The 14,719-nt window shown below is 39.6% G+C and carries 14 protein-coding genes; 11 read left to right on the plus strand and 3 right to left on the minus strand.

Annotated features, from left to right (window positions below; genetic code table 11):
• The first annotated feature begins 178 nt into the window (after positions 1-178).
• Both mdh and ACS125_RS15825 read left to right on the plus strand, forming a co-directional pair.
• Complete coding sequence (mdh, locus tag ACS125_RS15820) at positions 179-1,351, plus strand: iron-dependent methanol dehydrogenase (RefSeq protein WP_004791599.1); 1,173 nt, start codon at positions 179-181, stop codon at positions 1,349-1,351.
• 195 nt (positions 1,352-1,546) lie between these two features.
• A complete protein-coding gene (locus ACS125_RS15825; RefSeq protein WP_443273245.1) occupies positions 1,547-2,515 on the plus strand; it encodes an alpha/beta hydrolase in 969 nt (322 codons plus the stop codon).
• On the opposite strand, the gene ACS125_RS15830 is transcribed toward ACS125_RS15825, so the two are convergent.
• Entirely contained in the window at positions 2,512-3,702 is a 1,191-nt protein-coding gene (locus ACS125_RS15830) for a transcriptional regulator (protein ID WP_443273247.1), read from the minus strand. The two genes, ACS125_RS15825 and ACS125_RS15830, sit on opposite strands and share 4 nt — an antisense overlap.
• Positions 3,703-3,844: 142 nt before the next feature.
• Here ACS125_RS15830 and exaC point away from each other — a divergent pair, with 142 nt between their 5' ends.
• From exaC to ACS125_RS15860, 6 genes are all read left to right on the plus strand, one after another.
• Complete coding sequence (exaC, locus tag ACS125_RS15835) at positions 3,845-5,356, plus strand: acetaldehyde dehydrogenase ExaC (protein ID WP_443273249.1); 1,512 nt, start codon at positions 3,845-3,847, stop codon at positions 5,354-5,356.
• A 220-nt stretch (positions 5,357-5,576) separates the two neighbouring features.
• A complete protein-coding gene (gene eat / locus ACS125_RS15840) occupies positions 5,577-7,013 on the plus strand; it encodes an ethanolamine permease (RefSeq protein ID WP_274569142.1) in 1,437 nt (478 codons plus the stop codon).
• A 14-nt stretch (positions 7,014-7,027) separates the two neighbouring features.
• Positions 7,028-8,413 (plus strand): ethanolamine ammonia-lyase subunit EutB, encoded by a 1,386-nt coding sequence (locus ACS125_RS15845; protein ID WP_443273251.1) that lies wholly within the window; start codon positions 7,028-7,030, stop codon positions 8,411-8,413.
• Positions 8,414-8,423: 10 nt separating this feature from the next.
• Positions 8,424-9,239, plus strand: a complete 816-nt coding sequence (gene eutC / locus ACS125_RS15850) for an ethanolamine ammonia-lyase subunit EutC (RefSeq protein WP_443273253.1) — start codon at positions 8,424-8,426, stop codon at positions 9,237-9,239.
• Between the two features lie 166 nt (positions 9,240-9,405).
• A complete protein-coding gene (locus ACS125_RS15855; RefSeq protein ID WP_144731399.1) occupies positions 9,406-10,128 on the plus strand; it encodes a glutamine amidotransferase in 723 nt (240 codons plus the stop codon).
• A gap of 159 nt (positions 10,129-10,287) precedes the next feature.
• Positions 10,288-10,401, plus strand: coding sequence for a hypothetical protein (locus ACS125_RS15860; protein ID WP_081325758.1), 114 nt, complete (start codon positions 10,288-10,290; stop codon positions 10,399-10,401).
• Between the two features lie 114 nt (positions 10,402-10,515).
• On the opposite strand, the gene ACS125_RS15865 is transcribed toward ACS125_RS15860, so the two are convergent.
• A complete protein-coding gene (locus tag ACS125_RS15865) occupies positions 10,516-12,243 on the minus strand; it encodes a glutamine--tRNA ligase/YqeY domain fusion protein (protein ID WP_443273256.1) in 1,728 nt (575 codons plus the stop codon).
• Positions 12,244-12,411: 168 nt separating this feature from the next.
• On the opposite strand from ACS125_RS15865, the gene ACS125_RS15870 reads away from it, so the two are divergent.
• Together ACS125_RS15870 and ACS125_RS15875 are read left to right on the plus strand one after the other, a co-directional pair.
• Complete coding sequence (locus ACS125_RS15870; protein ID WP_004791583.1) at positions 12,412-12,921, plus strand: peptidylprolyl isomerase; 510 nt, start codon at positions 12,412-12,414, stop codon at positions 12,919-12,921.
• Positions 12,922-12,936: 15 nt separating this feature from the next.
• On the plus strand, positions 12,937-13,656 hold the full coding sequence (locus ACS125_RS15875) for a UDP-2,3-diacylglucosamine diphosphatase (RefSeq protein WP_174746467.1): 720 nt from the start codon (positions 12,937-12,939) through the stop codon (positions 13,654-13,656).
• A gap of 7 nt (positions 13,657-13,663) precedes the next feature.
• On the opposite strand, the gene ACS125_RS15880 is transcribed toward ACS125_RS15875, so the two are convergent.
• A complete protein-coding gene (locus ACS125_RS15880) occupies positions 13,664-13,894 on the minus strand; it encodes a hypothetical protein (RefSeq protein ID WP_238611602.1) in 231 nt (76 codons plus the stop codon).
• 139 nt (positions 13,895-14,033) lie between these two features.
• Here ACS125_RS15880 and nfsB point away from each other — a divergent pair, with 139 nt between their 5' ends.
• On the plus strand, positions 14,034-14,687 hold the full coding sequence (gene nfsB / locus ACS125_RS15885; RefSeq protein WP_238611603.1) for an oxygen-insensitive NAD(P)H nitroreductase: 654 nt from the start codon (positions 14,034-14,036) through the stop codon (positions 14,685-14,687).
• The last annotated feature ends 32 nt before the right edge of the window (positions 14,688-14,719 follow it).

Raw genomic sequence — 14,719 nt, forward strand, 5'->3', positions numbered from 1 at the left:
AATTAAATGAATGCGCCAGAATTTCTGTAAAATCATTATAAATCAATAACTAATAATAAAATAATATTTGGTAGGTTTTTGGTAGGTAGGAAAATAATCTTCACATCACAATACTAAGCCCATGGTGAGGCTCACCTGTAATAACAAACAATGGATTTATGGAAGAAGGAATCACTCCATGGCTTTTAAAAATATTGCAGATCAAACAAACGGTTTTTATATTCCATGCGTATCACTCTTTGGACCAGGATGTGCTAAAGAAATTGGTACAAAGGCACAAAACCTCGGCGCAAAAAAAGCATTAATTGTGACCGATGAAGGCTTATTTAAATTTGGTGTCGCAGATCTTATCGCAAACTATTTAACTGAAGCAGGCGTTGCGAGCCATATTTTCCCAGGTGCAGAACCTAACCCAACCGATATTAATGTTCATAACGGTGTAAATGCCTATAACGAAAATGGCTGTGACTTTATTGTCTCTCTAGGTGGTGGTTCATCTCATGACTGCGCAAAAGGGATTGGTTTAGTCACTGCTGGTGGTGGTCATATTCGTGACTATGAAGGCATCGATAAAAGTAAGGTTCCGATGACTCCTCTGATTGCAGTGAATACAACGGCTGGTACTGCTTCTGAAATGACTCGTTTTTGTATTATTACCAATACAGACACTCACGTAAAAATGGCAATTGTTGACTGGCGCTGTACCCCTCTCATTGCAATTGACGACCCGAAACTCATGATTGCAAAACCAGCTGGTTTAACCGCTGCAACAGGTATGGATGCATTAACCCATGCAGTTGAAGCGTATGTTTCTACAGCGGCAAACCCAATTACTGATGCGTGTGCAGAAAAAGCGATTACGATGATTAGCCAATGGTTACAACCTGCTGTCGCAAATGGTGAAAACATCGAAGCGCGTGATGCAATGAGCTATGCACAGTACTTAGCTGGTATGGCATTTAACAACGCATCTTTAGGTTATGTTCACGCAATGGCTCACCAGTTGGGCGGTTTTTATAACCTACCGCACGGTGTATGTAACGCAATATTGTTACCGCATGTCTGCGAATTTAACTTAATTGCTTGCCCAGATCGTTACGCAAAAATCGCCGAGTTAATGGGTGTAAGAACTCACGGGTTAACAGTGATGGAAGCTGCATATGCTGCAATTGATGCCATTCGTAAACTATCTTCATCGATTGGTATTCCATCTGGTTTAACAGAGCTTGGTGTGAAAACCGAAGACCTTGCAGTGATGGCAGATAATGCTCAAAAAGATGCATGTATGTTGACCAACCCTCGTAAAGCAAACCATGCTCAAGTTGTGGAGATTTTTAAAGCAGCACTTTAATCCTGATGTAATAGTTTGTCCCTCTAGTAAGTCAAATCCCTCCGACCGGTGACTTACTTTTTTAGGGAATACTTAGCTCCAGCGGTATTCCCTTTTTTTAAGAACGATACTTCAACCTTCTCTAAACCTGATTGACAATTCGCCCATTTCATTGAAGGATACTCTGCATGTCTTAATTACAATAGCTCGATAAAAATGAATACATCTTCAGCTAATCAAACTTATGTTCCAGATATTTTAGGTACTGGCTACGAACAGGTAACACTCAACTTTCCTAATGATTACGAAGGAAAAGTTGTAGCTACCTTAGTGCGTAAAAAGGCCGCTCAATCGACTCAAAAAGCCGTGCTGTATATTCATGGTTTTTTAGATTATTTCTTTCAAACCGAAATGGCTGAGCAATTCAATGCACATGGTTATGACTTCTACGCACTCGACTTAAGAAAATATGGTCGCTCAAAGCTGCCTCATCAAATTTTTTATAATGTGCTTGATTTAAATGAATACGATGCCGAAATTACACAAGCATTAGAGATTATTGGCAAAGAACAGCACACTCAAGTCTTGCTTGCAGGGCATTCGACTGGCGGTTTGACAGCAACACTTTATGCTGCCCATAACCCAAACCATCCTCTGATTAAAGCGCTTTGGGCAAATAGTCCGTTTTACGATTTTAATTTAAGTTTGGTCGAGAAAAAATTGGGTATCCCTGTACTCAGTCGAGTAGGAAAATATCTGCCAAAAGTTAAATTCCCAAGTCAATTAAACAAATGGTACACCGCGAGCCTTCACAAACAGCTCAAGGGCGAATGGGACTTTAATCTGGACTGGAAACCGACCTCTGCCCCTACTGTTCAACTCAGCTTTCTACATGCGATTCATACAGCACAAAAAGAAATACATCGCGGGGTTAAACTCAATGTTCCCGCACTCATCATGCATTCCCACCAAACTAAAAACCCTAAAAAATGGGGAACAGATGCGACTCAAAGCGATGTAATTTTAGACGTTAAAGACATTGAAAAATTTGGTAAAAAAATCAAAGGCGATGTCTCTGTTGTCTCTATTCACAATGGGTTGCATGATTTAGTCCTTTCGGCCCAGCCAGTACGAGAACAAGTCTATCAACAATTGTTTCAATGGCTGGATCAAAAAATTACTTAACTAAGCTTAGGTGAGTCAAGGTATTTCATCAGCAATTGATGCGCGGGATGTTCGCTCGGAACTAACTCCATAAGACGTTCTACCGCATCGATTGCTTCAGGGAAATGAGCTAAATGCTTGAGTAATAAATCCGTTTCTTGAGTTTTAAAAATCGCATCACTTAAACGTGATTCAAGGCAGTCACGCCATGCGCACAAAAACGGACTTTCAGTTTTTGCCAGAAATACACCTGTGTAAAGCTGCAAAGCCGAGGCTGCATATCCTGCATCGAGTGCTTGTTCAGCTTGTAAAAAATCAGCTTCAACATGCACCAGCAAACGATATGGACGTGAACCAAGTAAACCACCCAAAATATCTCGTAGTTGAGACATTTCAGCTTTAAGCGTACCCATACTGACTTTACGTTCGCCATAGAGCGCCTGATAAAGATGCTCTAAAGTTAAGCCATGAGGACATAACGCCAATATGGTTAAAATTTCAATTTGACGCGGTGTTAATAACAAACTTTTGCCATTAAATTTAACTTGTGGCGTCGAAAATGCACGAATATGTAATTGTTGGCGCTGCTGCTCTAACAAAGCAGACTGAATAATGGATGCACAACGTTCAGCAGCCAATATTCCTAAACTATTATGGTTCTTCCAAGTGGTTGATAAATCAACGACACCTAGGGTTTGTTTTGAGTATGGATCGATAATCGGTGCGGCATAACACACCCAATCATGAACCGATTCCATATAGTGTTCATTTGAAAAAACACAGCTTGATTGTTGAGTTTTTAAAGATAAAGCCAAGGCATTTGTGCCTACAAATTCTTCACGCCACTGACCACCCTGCACAAAATGTACACGTTCAGCAGCACTTTGCATTTGAGCACTTGGTGCCGTCCAAATGATCGTACTACCAATGTCACCGACAGCAATTACCATTGAAGATTGCTCTGCAATATGACGTAAATCGTCGGCACACTGACTTAAAGCCATATCTAAAGCATTTTGTGAAGCAGATTTTTTTTCGACTAAAGGAGCCGCAAAACGCTCTTTAGGAATCGCAGCAGAAGCTGATCGTTCCCACGAGCTTGCAATACTTTGGCCGAGTTTGGCAGCATTCTGAGGAGAGAGACTATTTTGCGTGCGCAGTTGATCAATCAACGTCCGTTGCTGCAATAAATCCTTTTTTGTGAACATTTGTAAATTCCTTATATATCCACATTTCTATTCCAACCTTTCTCCAACCTTCTTCTTTATATCCTAATTATACAAAGTACGAAAGTACCTACTGACAGGGTTCTTGTTAGTCTTTAGTCCTAAAAAGCAAAGGAATATTTATATGCGCTATATCGATCCAAATCAACCAGGCTCAAAAGTTCAATTTAAATCACAATACGAAAATTTTATTGGCGGTGAATGGGTAGCACCTGTAAAGGGTGCGTATTTTGACAATGTATCTCCTGTTGACGGAAAAGCTTTTACACGTATTCCACGCTCTAGTGCCGAAGATATTGAACTCGCTCTAGATGCAGCGCACAAAGCGAAAGCAACATGGAATAAAGCATCACCAACAGTACGCTCGAATATCCTTTTAAAAATTGCTGATCGTTTAGAAGCAAATCTTGAAATGCTTGCTGTTGCAGAAACTTGGGATAACGGTAAAGCAGTCCGTGAAACTTTAGCAGCTGACCTTCCGCTTGCGATTGACCATTTCCGTTATTTCGCTGGATGTATTCGTGCTCAAGAAGGTGGCATCTCTGAAATTGATGAAGATACCATTGCGTATCATTTCCACGAACCACTAGGTGTAGTTGGTCAAATCATTCCATGGAACTTCCCGATTTTGATGGCAGCATGGAAACTTGCACCTGCTTTAGCAGCTGGTAACTGTGTTGTGATTAAGCCAGCTGAGCAAACGCCAGTGGGTATTTTGTTGGTGGCGGAACTCATCCAAGATATTTTACCGCCGGGTGTCCTTAATATTGTTAATGGTTTCGGTTCAGAAGTCGGCCGTCCTTTAGCGACAAACCCACGTATTGCAAAAATCGCATTCACAGGTTCAACTCAAACTGGACAAATGGTGATGCAATATGCGACTGAAAATATTATTCCAGTTACCTTAGAACTTGGCGGTAAGTCACCGAACCTTTTCTTTGAAGATATCATGGATAAAGAAGATGACTTCTTAGAAAAAACGCTTGAAGGTTTCGCCATGTTTGCCTTAAACCAAGGTGAAGTATGTACTTGCCCTTCTCGTGCTTTAGTACAAGAAAGCATTGCTGATCAGTTCTTAGAGATGGCTGTTGAACGCGTAAAACGTATTAAAACTGGTCATCCACTTGATACTGAAACGATGATTGGTGCTCAAGCATCTCTACAACAACAAGAGAAAATCTTACGTTGTATTAACACTGGTCGTGAAGAAGGTGCAGAGCTCTTACTTGGCGGTAGCGGCCGTAAAGAAGTAGGCGATGGTTACTATGTTGATCCAACTATTTTTAAAGGTCACAACGGCATGCAAGTTTTCCAAGAAGAAATTTTTGGACCTGTACTTGCTGTAACAACGTTCAAAAACTTTGACGATGCAATTAAAATTGCCAATGACACTATGTATGGTTTAGGTGCAGGTGTTTGGTCACGTTCAGCTCACATTTCTTATCGTGCTGGTCGTGCTATTGAAGCTGGCCGTGTTTGGACAAACTGCTACAACATCTACCCTGCACATGCTGCATTTGGTGGCTACAAGAAGTCTGGTATTGGCCGTGAAAACCATAAGATGATGCTAGATCATTATCAACAAACTAAAAACTTGTTGGTGAGTTATTCAACTAAACCAATGGGCTTCTTCTAAGTTTCGCACCAAGTTGATACCAAACTATCAACACTAGAAAGAAGTAAGATGACTAATTATATAAGAAGCCAGTAATTTAGATTGCTGGCTTCTTTGTATGGTGCCAATAAGCTTGCATTTTTATCATTTGGAATAAAAAAGCTCCATCTACTCACTGAAGTTCTTCATTTAGGCACTGCTTTTGCATTGATAAATACAAACCCACTCGCAGGAGTATTGTATGAATCAACCAGAAACAGCTTCCGTCATTTCTTCAAGCACAGAAGTCTCATCAGCAGAATATTTTGCTCAGCGTCAACTCAAACAAGGTACGGTTGGTTGGTTACTCCTGATTGGTTTAGGCGTTGCTTATGTGATATCGGGTGATTTTGCTGGCTGGAACTTCGGCATAGCCCAAGGTGGTTGGGGTGGCATGTTTATTGCCACTGCACTCGCTGCAATCATGTATCTATGCCTATGTCTTTCTATGTCAGAAATGTCTACCATGATGCCAACAGCAGGTGGCGGTTATAGTTTTGCCCGTGCTGCCTTTGGACCTTTTGGGGGCTATTTAACAGGAACAGCCATTTTAATTGAATACGCAATTGCCCCTGCGGCGATTGCCGTATTTATTGGCGGTTATTGCGAATCTTTATTTGGCATTAATGGCTGGATGATTTACCTCGCCTGCTACGCCATTTTTATGGGCATACATCTAAAAGGTGCCGGCGAAGCCTTAAAAATTATGTTCGCAATTACACTTGTCGCAGCTGTTGCTTTGGTTGTGTTTATTGTGGCAATGATTCCACATTTTAATACACAAAACCTGTTAGATATTCCTGTTGGCACAGCAGCTGGTGCAAGTCGTTTTCTACCTCATGGCTATTTAGGCATCTGGGCCGCAGTTCCCTTTGCAATCTGGTTTTTCCTTGCAGTTGAAGGTGTGCCATTAGCCGCCGAAGAAGCAAAAGATCCAGCAAAATCTCTCCCACGCGGTTTAATCGGTGCAATGCTCATCTTAACGGCGTTTGCCATGCTCATTTTATTCTTGGGTGCAGGCGCAGCAGGTGCAAGTACTTTGCAAAACTCAGGCGCTCCCCTCGTCGATGCTCTGGTTAAAGTTTATGGTACCAATACTTGGCTTGCGACTTTTGTTAACTTTGTTGGTTTAGCAGGTTTAATCGCGAGTTTCTTTTCAATTATCTATGCCTATTCACGTCAAATTTTTGCACTCTCTCGTGCTGGCTACTTACCTACTTCACTCTCTTTAACCAATAAAAATAAAGCCCCTTATCTTGCGATTATTATTCCGGGCATTATTGGCTTCTTGCTTTCACTGACCAAAGAAGGCGATTCACTCATTTTAATCGCGGTTTTTGGTGCCACTATTTCCTATGTGTTGATTCTTTTATCCCACATCAAACTACGCCTATCTAAACCCGACATGCCTCGTCCTTATAAAACTCCTGGAGGAATCGTTACTTCAAGTATTGCCTTAGTTCTAGCAGTCGCTGCTGTGGTCGCAGGCTTTGTTGTTAATCCAAAAGTTTGGTTTATTGCTGCCGCTATTTATGTCGTATTTATTGCTTACTTTTTACTCTATAGCCGTTATCATTTAGTGAAAGGTACACCAGAAGAAGAGTTTGCAAATATTAAAGCCGCAGAACAAGAACTATAAAAAAGGATGCAACTATGAGTTATCGCAATATTGTCGCCAATCAACAGTATCACTTTGCTGACTTGAAGGCCTTGATGGCAAAAGCAACGCCGTTACGTTCTGGCGATGAATTAGCAGGTGTAGCGGCCAGAGACGCAACCGAACATGTTGCGGCACAAATGACTTTGGCCGATGTACCGCTTAAAACCTTTTTGAACGAAGTTGTGGTCGATTACGAAACTGATGAAATTACACGACTAATTATTGATGAACATGATCTGGCAGCTTTTGCCCCTATTTCACACTTTACAGTTGGCGATTTTCGAAATTGGTTACTTGGAGACGAAGCAACTGCCCAAAGCTTAAAAGCATTAGCATCGGGTTTAACTCCAGAAATGGTGGCTGCTGTCAGCAAAATTATGCGCAATCAAGATTTGATTTATGTCGCCAGCAAATGTGAGGTAATTACCCAGTTTCGCAACACGATTGGTTTAAAAGGCCATCTTTCTACCCGTTTACAACCGAACCACCCCACCGATGATGTGCTTGGTATTTCTGCGAGTATTTTAGATGGTTTAATGTATGGCAATGGTGATGCTGTGATTGGCATTAACCCTGCAACAGATAACCTGCATAATTTGTCAGAGCTACTGAAACTACTTGATCATGTCATTCAGGAATATCAAATTCCAACACAATCTTGTGTACTTACCCATATCAGCTCAGGCATTCAACTTGCTGAAAAAAATGTGCCAATTGATTTAATGTTTCAGTCAATCGCTGGCACCCAACTGGCTAATGAAGGTTTTGGAATTTCACTCGATTTACTACAAGAAGGATATGAAGCCACGCTCGCACTTAAACGCGGAACCATTGGACAAAATGTTATGTACTTTGAAACGGGTCAAGGCAGTGCATTATCCAGCAATGCACATCACGGCGTTGATCAGCAAACATTAGAAACACGTGCTTATGCAGTGGCCCGTAAATACAATCCGCTTTTAGTGAATACAGTCGTTGGCTTTATTGGTCCCGAATATCTTTTTAACGGTAAACAAATTATACGTGCAGGACTAGAAGACCACTTCTGTGGCAAGCTACTCGGAGTACCAATGGGCTGCGACATTTGTTACACCAACCATGCCGATGCGGACCAAAATGATATGGATGTTCTCCTCACTTTATTTGGCGCCGCGGGCATTAATTTTATTATGGGAATTCCAGGTTCAGATGATGTCATGCTCAATTATCAAACGACCTCGTTCCATGATGCCCTCTATTTAAGACAACTCCTCGGTTTAAAACCCGCTCCTGAGTTTTCAGCTTGGCTTGAACAGCAAGGTATTTTTAAACAACAAAACTCTCAAATCTGTTGGGCAGACCACATGCCCGACCAATTCTCTCGTCTGCTCATGAACTAGGGAGAACACCATGAAACTGAACCGTGATATTCAATATCCATCTTCTACTCATCAAGACCAGTGGGAAAAACTTAAACAGTTTACTGATGCCCGTATTGCTCTGGGCCGTGCAGGTTGTAGTATCCCAACACGAGCCTTACTTGAGTTTCAGTTGTCGCATGCACAAGCAAAAGATGCGGTTTATCAAGACATGGATGTTACCTATTTATCTGAACAATTAGCGCAAAGACAGCTGCAAAGTCTTCATGTCCAAAGTAATGCTCCTAATAAGGAAATTTATCTTAAACGTCCTGATTTAGGACGTCAGCTTTCAGATCAATCAAAAGATGTCTTAATTAAGAAGTATGCAGAAGACATTCAACAATACGATGTTTGTATTGTGGTCGGTGATGGACTCTCTGCAAGAGCTATTGAAGCGAATGCTATTCCATTCATTACCGCGCTAACTGAGCAAGTTCAGCAAGAAAACTGGACTCTTGCGCCTATTGCACTGGCAACAGGCAGTCGGGTTGCTTTAGGTGATGAGGTTGCTGAGATCTTTAAGGCACCCATGCTAGTGATGCTCATCGGTGAGCGCCCTGGTCTAAGCTCTCCTGACAGTATGGGAATTTACTACACATGGAATGCATATTCAGGCTGCCTTGATGCTAAACGTAATTGTATTTCTAATGTCCGCTCTGCAGGCTTAAGTATTCCAGTTGCGGTACAACGCTTAATGACATTAATGAAAAAATCAAAACAGCTCGGCTTTTCAGGCGTTAATTTAAAAGATGAACATCAACTTTCAGATTTAGGTCTTGAGGGAACTCAAAAGCTATTATTTTAAACAGTAGAATATGTTTAGGGATTTATTGATAAATAGATAATCCTTTGCATAACAACATCATTTTAACGAAAAATATCAATTTTCAGGTATTGACGATTTATACAGATATTTTCTTCTTTATATTTATCGCTATACTCCACCTATTGATCTTCTATGAATCATTTGTATGAGCACAACAAACGCCTTCCCAAAAACTATTTATGCCATTCAGCATCTTGCTTTCGAAGACTTAGGTTCATTAGAAGATGTCTTTTATCAACTCGGATTTCGCGTCCGTTATTTTGAGGCAGGTGTTGATGATTTAACCCCTGCTTTTTCACATGAAGGTTTAACTATTATTTTAGGCGGTCCAATCGGAGTTTATGAAACTGACGATTATCCATTCTTAAAAGATGAAATCGCTTTACTCAAACAACGTTTAGCGGCTGACAAGCCTACACTTGGTATTTGCCTAGGTGCACAGCTTATTGCTTATGCACTTGGCGCAAAAGTATATGCAGGACATCAAAAAGAAATTGGCTGGGGTCCACTCAGCTTAAGCTTACGTGCTAATCAGGTTTTATCTGGTTTGCTTAACAATGTTCATGTTCTACATTGGCACGGTGACACTTTCGATCTTCCTGAAAATGCGGTGCTATTAGCCAGTTCCGATGTTTATACCAATCAGGCATTTGAAGTCGGTAATAATATTCTTGCCTTGCAGTTCCACATTGAAACGACTGAAGAACATTTTGAAAAATGGCTCATTGGCCATACATGTGAACTTCGCCATGCAAATATTTCAATTCCAAAACTTCGCGAAGAAAATCAGCAATATGCTCAAAATCTCGAACATGCTGCTTTTGATGTTATTCAAAAATTTCTTAAACGAATTGGATATAGTGGTTAATCTTTAATTCAATATATTAGTTAAATTATACTTAGAAAGCCAAATGCTCATTTTTTACCCAGAGATGGATTATTAATCCGTCTTTGGGAACCTTTATAATTAATTTCCGTGTATTATTAATTTATTAACTTTGTAACATAAAATAAACGCTGATTTACTATGGAAATCCTGAAATTTATTAAAAGCTTTAATACAGTGAACACTTATTTATTGCTAGCATCTATTCTTCTTATCATCATTGTTCTTTATTTCTACGTGGTTAATCCAGCTTAGCTTATTTGCCAAAGCACTATAAAGCATAATATATGTAAGAAAATAGATATAAAAAAGCCCAACTGAGTTGGGCTTTTTTATATCTGCTATTTGATCAAAAACATTTTACGCGTCTTACTTTTTCTCAGGCTTAAAACTATCTTTTAAATCGAGAATACGGTTAAACACTGGTTTTTCAGGAGTGTGATCGTGTTGATCAGCAACAAAATAACCTTCGCGTTCAAACTGGAAACGATCTTCTGGATTCGCTTGTGCCAAAGCAGGTTCAATTACAGCTTCTAACACTTGTAATGAATCCGGATTTAAGTTCGCCAAGAAATCATCACCTGTTTCAGGATCTGCTTCCGTGAACAAACGATCATAAATACGTACTTCAGCAGGAATACCTTTTGTTGCAGATACCCAGTGAATTACGCCTTTCACTTTACGGCCTTCAGGGTTTTTACCTAAGGTTTCTGGGTCAATTGAACATTTAAGCTCAATGACTTCACCATTAGCATCCTTAATAACTTCATCACATTTAATGACATAAGCATGGCGTAAACGCACTTCGCCATCCGGAACTAAACGCTTGAAGCCTTTTGGTGGTACTTCTTCAAAGTCTTTACGATCAATATAGATTTCCTTAGTTAAAGGAATTACACGGTCACCCATATCCACGTTTGGATGGCGAGCATGTGTAAGATCCATATCTTCAGGTAAATTAGTTAAAGTCACTTTAAGTGGACTTAAAACAGCCATTCCACGCGCAGCTGTATTTTCCAAAGATTGACGAATACAGAACTCAAGCATTGCAACATCTACAATACCGTCAGTTTTTGATACACCTACACGCTTACAAAACTCACGTAAGCCTTCTGGTGTGAAACCACGACGACGCATACCTACTACAGTCGGCATACGCGGGTCATCCCAACCATTCACATGGCCACCTTCCACCAATTTACGTAATTTACGTTTTGATGTAATGGTGTAGTCCACATTTAAGCGTGAAGATTCATATTGATGTGGAACCGCTTGAGATTTTACCTTTTCTACAATCCAGTCATAAAACGGACGGTGATCTTGGAACTCTAATGTACAAAGCGAATGAGTAATCCCCTCGATCGCATCAGACAATGGATGAGCATAGTCATACATTGGATAGATTTTCCATTTATCACCTGTTTGGTGATGTTCTGAATGCAATACACGGTATAAAATTGGATCACGCATGTGTACGTTTGGACTTGCCATATCAATTTTGGCACGTAAAACAGCTTCACCCTCTTTAAATTCGCCACTACGCATTTTTTCAAAACGCGCAAGATTCTCTTCAACAGATGCATCACGGTATGGTGAGTTTTTACCCGGTTCAACAAAACTACCGCGGTTTAACTTAATTTCTTCTGGAGATTGTAAATCAACATAAGCATCGCCTTGTTCAATAAGTTGAACAGCCCATGCATATAATTGATCAAAATAACCCGATGCATAACGCGGCTCACCATTCCAGTTAAAACCGAGCCACTTCACATCATTAGCAATACCGTCAACATACTCTTGTTCTTCAGCATCAGGGTTCGTATCGTCAAAACGTAAATTACATAACCCATCAAATTCTTCAGCCACACCAAAGTTTAGGCAAATTGCTTTTACATGACCAATATGTAAATAGCCATTTGGTTCTGGTGGAAAACGCGTTACGATCTGCTTTGCACGCCCAGCAGCCAAGTCTTCTGTAATGACTTGGCGAACGAAATCTAAGCCAGCCTGTTGTTCTTGCTGCGCAGAATCGACAGAGGCATGAGTATTCGGTGTCGGGTTATTTGGCAGGCTCGAGACAACATCATTAGGCTTCATAGTGTATCAATCACTTCTTTGTAGATAAAATTTCGAAAAATTTAAACGCTATCTTCATTTTTCACAAAGATTTTAACGTTTTTTACTTGCCTTGTAGTTTACAGTTTGCTTATGCTTCTCTCAACCAAAAACCCATGGTCATAAGCCCATGTTTAGGAGATTAATGTAATGAGTTTTCCTCAAGTCGAATTAAACACCAATAAAGGTCGTATTGTTCTTGAACTGAATGCTGAAAAAGCACCTAAAACAGTAGCAAACTTTTTAGAATATGTACGTGACGGTTTTTATGACGGCGTTATTTTCCACCGCGTCATTGATGGTTTCATGATCCAAGGTGGCGGTATGGATGAAAACTTCAAAGAAAAAGCGACACGCGATTCAATTGAAAACGAAGCTGATAACGGTTTAAGCAACGACGAAGGTACGATTGCAATGGCGCGTACTCAAGCTCCTCACTCAGCGTCTGCTCAATTCTTCATCAATGTAAAAAATAACTCTTTCTTGAACCATACTTCTAAAACTGCTCAAGGTTGGGGTTATGCTGTATTTGGTAAAGTTGTTGAAGGTTTAGATGTTGTTGAAGCGATCAAAGGTGTTCGCACTGGCAACCGCGGTTATCACGCTGACGTTCCTTTAGAAAATGTAGTAATCGAATCTGCTAAAATTATTTCTGAATAATTTTAGGATAAAGCTGTGACTTATCTGTTTATCTCAGATTTACATTTGTCACCTGAACACCCTCGACTCGTTCGAGGGTTTTTAGACTTATTGGTGCATTACCAACATAAAAATACTCAACTCTACATCTTAGGCGATTGGTTTAATGCCTGGATTGGAGATGACTATTCAGCACCATGGCTTGATGAAATTGTTGAGGCCTTAAAAGATTTTAATCAAAAAGGGAATCGGGTTTACTTTCAAGTCGGTAATCGTGATTTTGCGCTTAATCAAGTTTTCCTCAATAAATTTAATGGCGTCTTACTCCCTGACATTTATTCTCTCAATATCGCAGGACATCAATATCGTCTAGAACACGGCGATGCATTATGTACAGATGATATTTCTTATCAAAGATTTAAAAAGATTATTCGAAATCCGCTCTTAGTTGCTCTTTTACGCCGGACTCCTCTCAGTTTTCGCACTAAACTAGTAAATGGCTTTCGCAAAAGAAGTTCCGCTGATAAACAGCAAAAAAGCTATGAAATTATGGATGTAAATGAACAAGCTGTTATTTCTGCTTTAGAAGATGTAGATATACTGATTCATGGGCATACTCACCGCCCTTCAATTCATCAGGTAAAAGCGAAACAACGAATTGTTCTTGGCGATTGGCGTGAAGATCAGGCTTATATTTTGGAAATTGATCCATCCTCAAATACGCAACAGCTCGAATTGATTGTCTGGAATTATTAACTAGTAATTAGTCATTTTTTATTTCAACTTTCAATTCTTTAATTTTTTTATTTAAATCAGAATCGTAAATCACACACATGCTGGCAATAAATATAAATCTCCAGCTTATTTGTGCATGATCGTGATAATCAATGTATAAAATAAGAAGACTCAATACAAATGCAAAAATTAGAAAGGCTTTAACAATTCTAATTTCTCGTAACTTACTCTTTGCATTTGTTGGCATTAAATCAATCATTTTCAATAAATTACTAAACTTTTATATAAACATTATATTTCTTTATCAAATTACATAGGAAATGTTTTTGAATAAAATAGCGTATGATGGCAAAGATTAAATTCTCTCAATTGCCATAAGATTGATATGGAGCACACCTATGGACCTATTGAATTCTGTTAAAAGTCGCTATACAACAAAAGCGTATGATTCTGAAAAGAAAATTCCTCAAGAAAAATTTAATAAATTATTAGAAATTTTACGTTTTACCCCTTCTTCAGTAAATATTCAGCCTTGGCATTTCGTAGTTGCAGATAATGAGGCAGCTAAAGAACGAATTGCGAAAGCCTTAACAGGTAAATATGCCTACAACGCTCCAAAAGTACTCGAGTCATCACACACACTTATCTTTTGCACAAGAACAGATATTTCAGCTGAATACTTAAATCAATTGCTTGAACAAGATGATTTGAGCGGTCGTTTTAAAGATGAAAAAGCAAAGCTCGGCCAAAAAGATACTCGCCATGGCTATGTTGAATTCTATCGAAATGAGCAGAAAAATTTATTTGGTTGGATGGAAAATCAAACATTCATTGCTTTAGGGCAACTACTTTTTGCTGCGGGTTTAGAAGGAATTGATGCTACGCCAATGGGCGGCTTTGATGAAGATATTTTAAATACTGAGCTTGGGTTAACTGAAAAAGGCCTGCGTAGTTCAGTCATTGTTTCTCTAGGTTATCGCAGTGAAAACGATTTCAATGCAAAACTTCCTAAATCGCGTCTCCCAGATGAAGTTATTTTTACCTATTTATAAAATGAAAATAGTTCAAGAGATTCAACTCTCTT

The sequence above is a fragment of the Acinetobacter sp. PFS20 genome, from assembly GCF_052261015.1.
In the GTDB taxonomy this organism is placed as follows: Bacteria; Pseudomonadota; Gammaproteobacteria; order Pseudomonadales; family Moraxellaceae; genus Acinetobacter.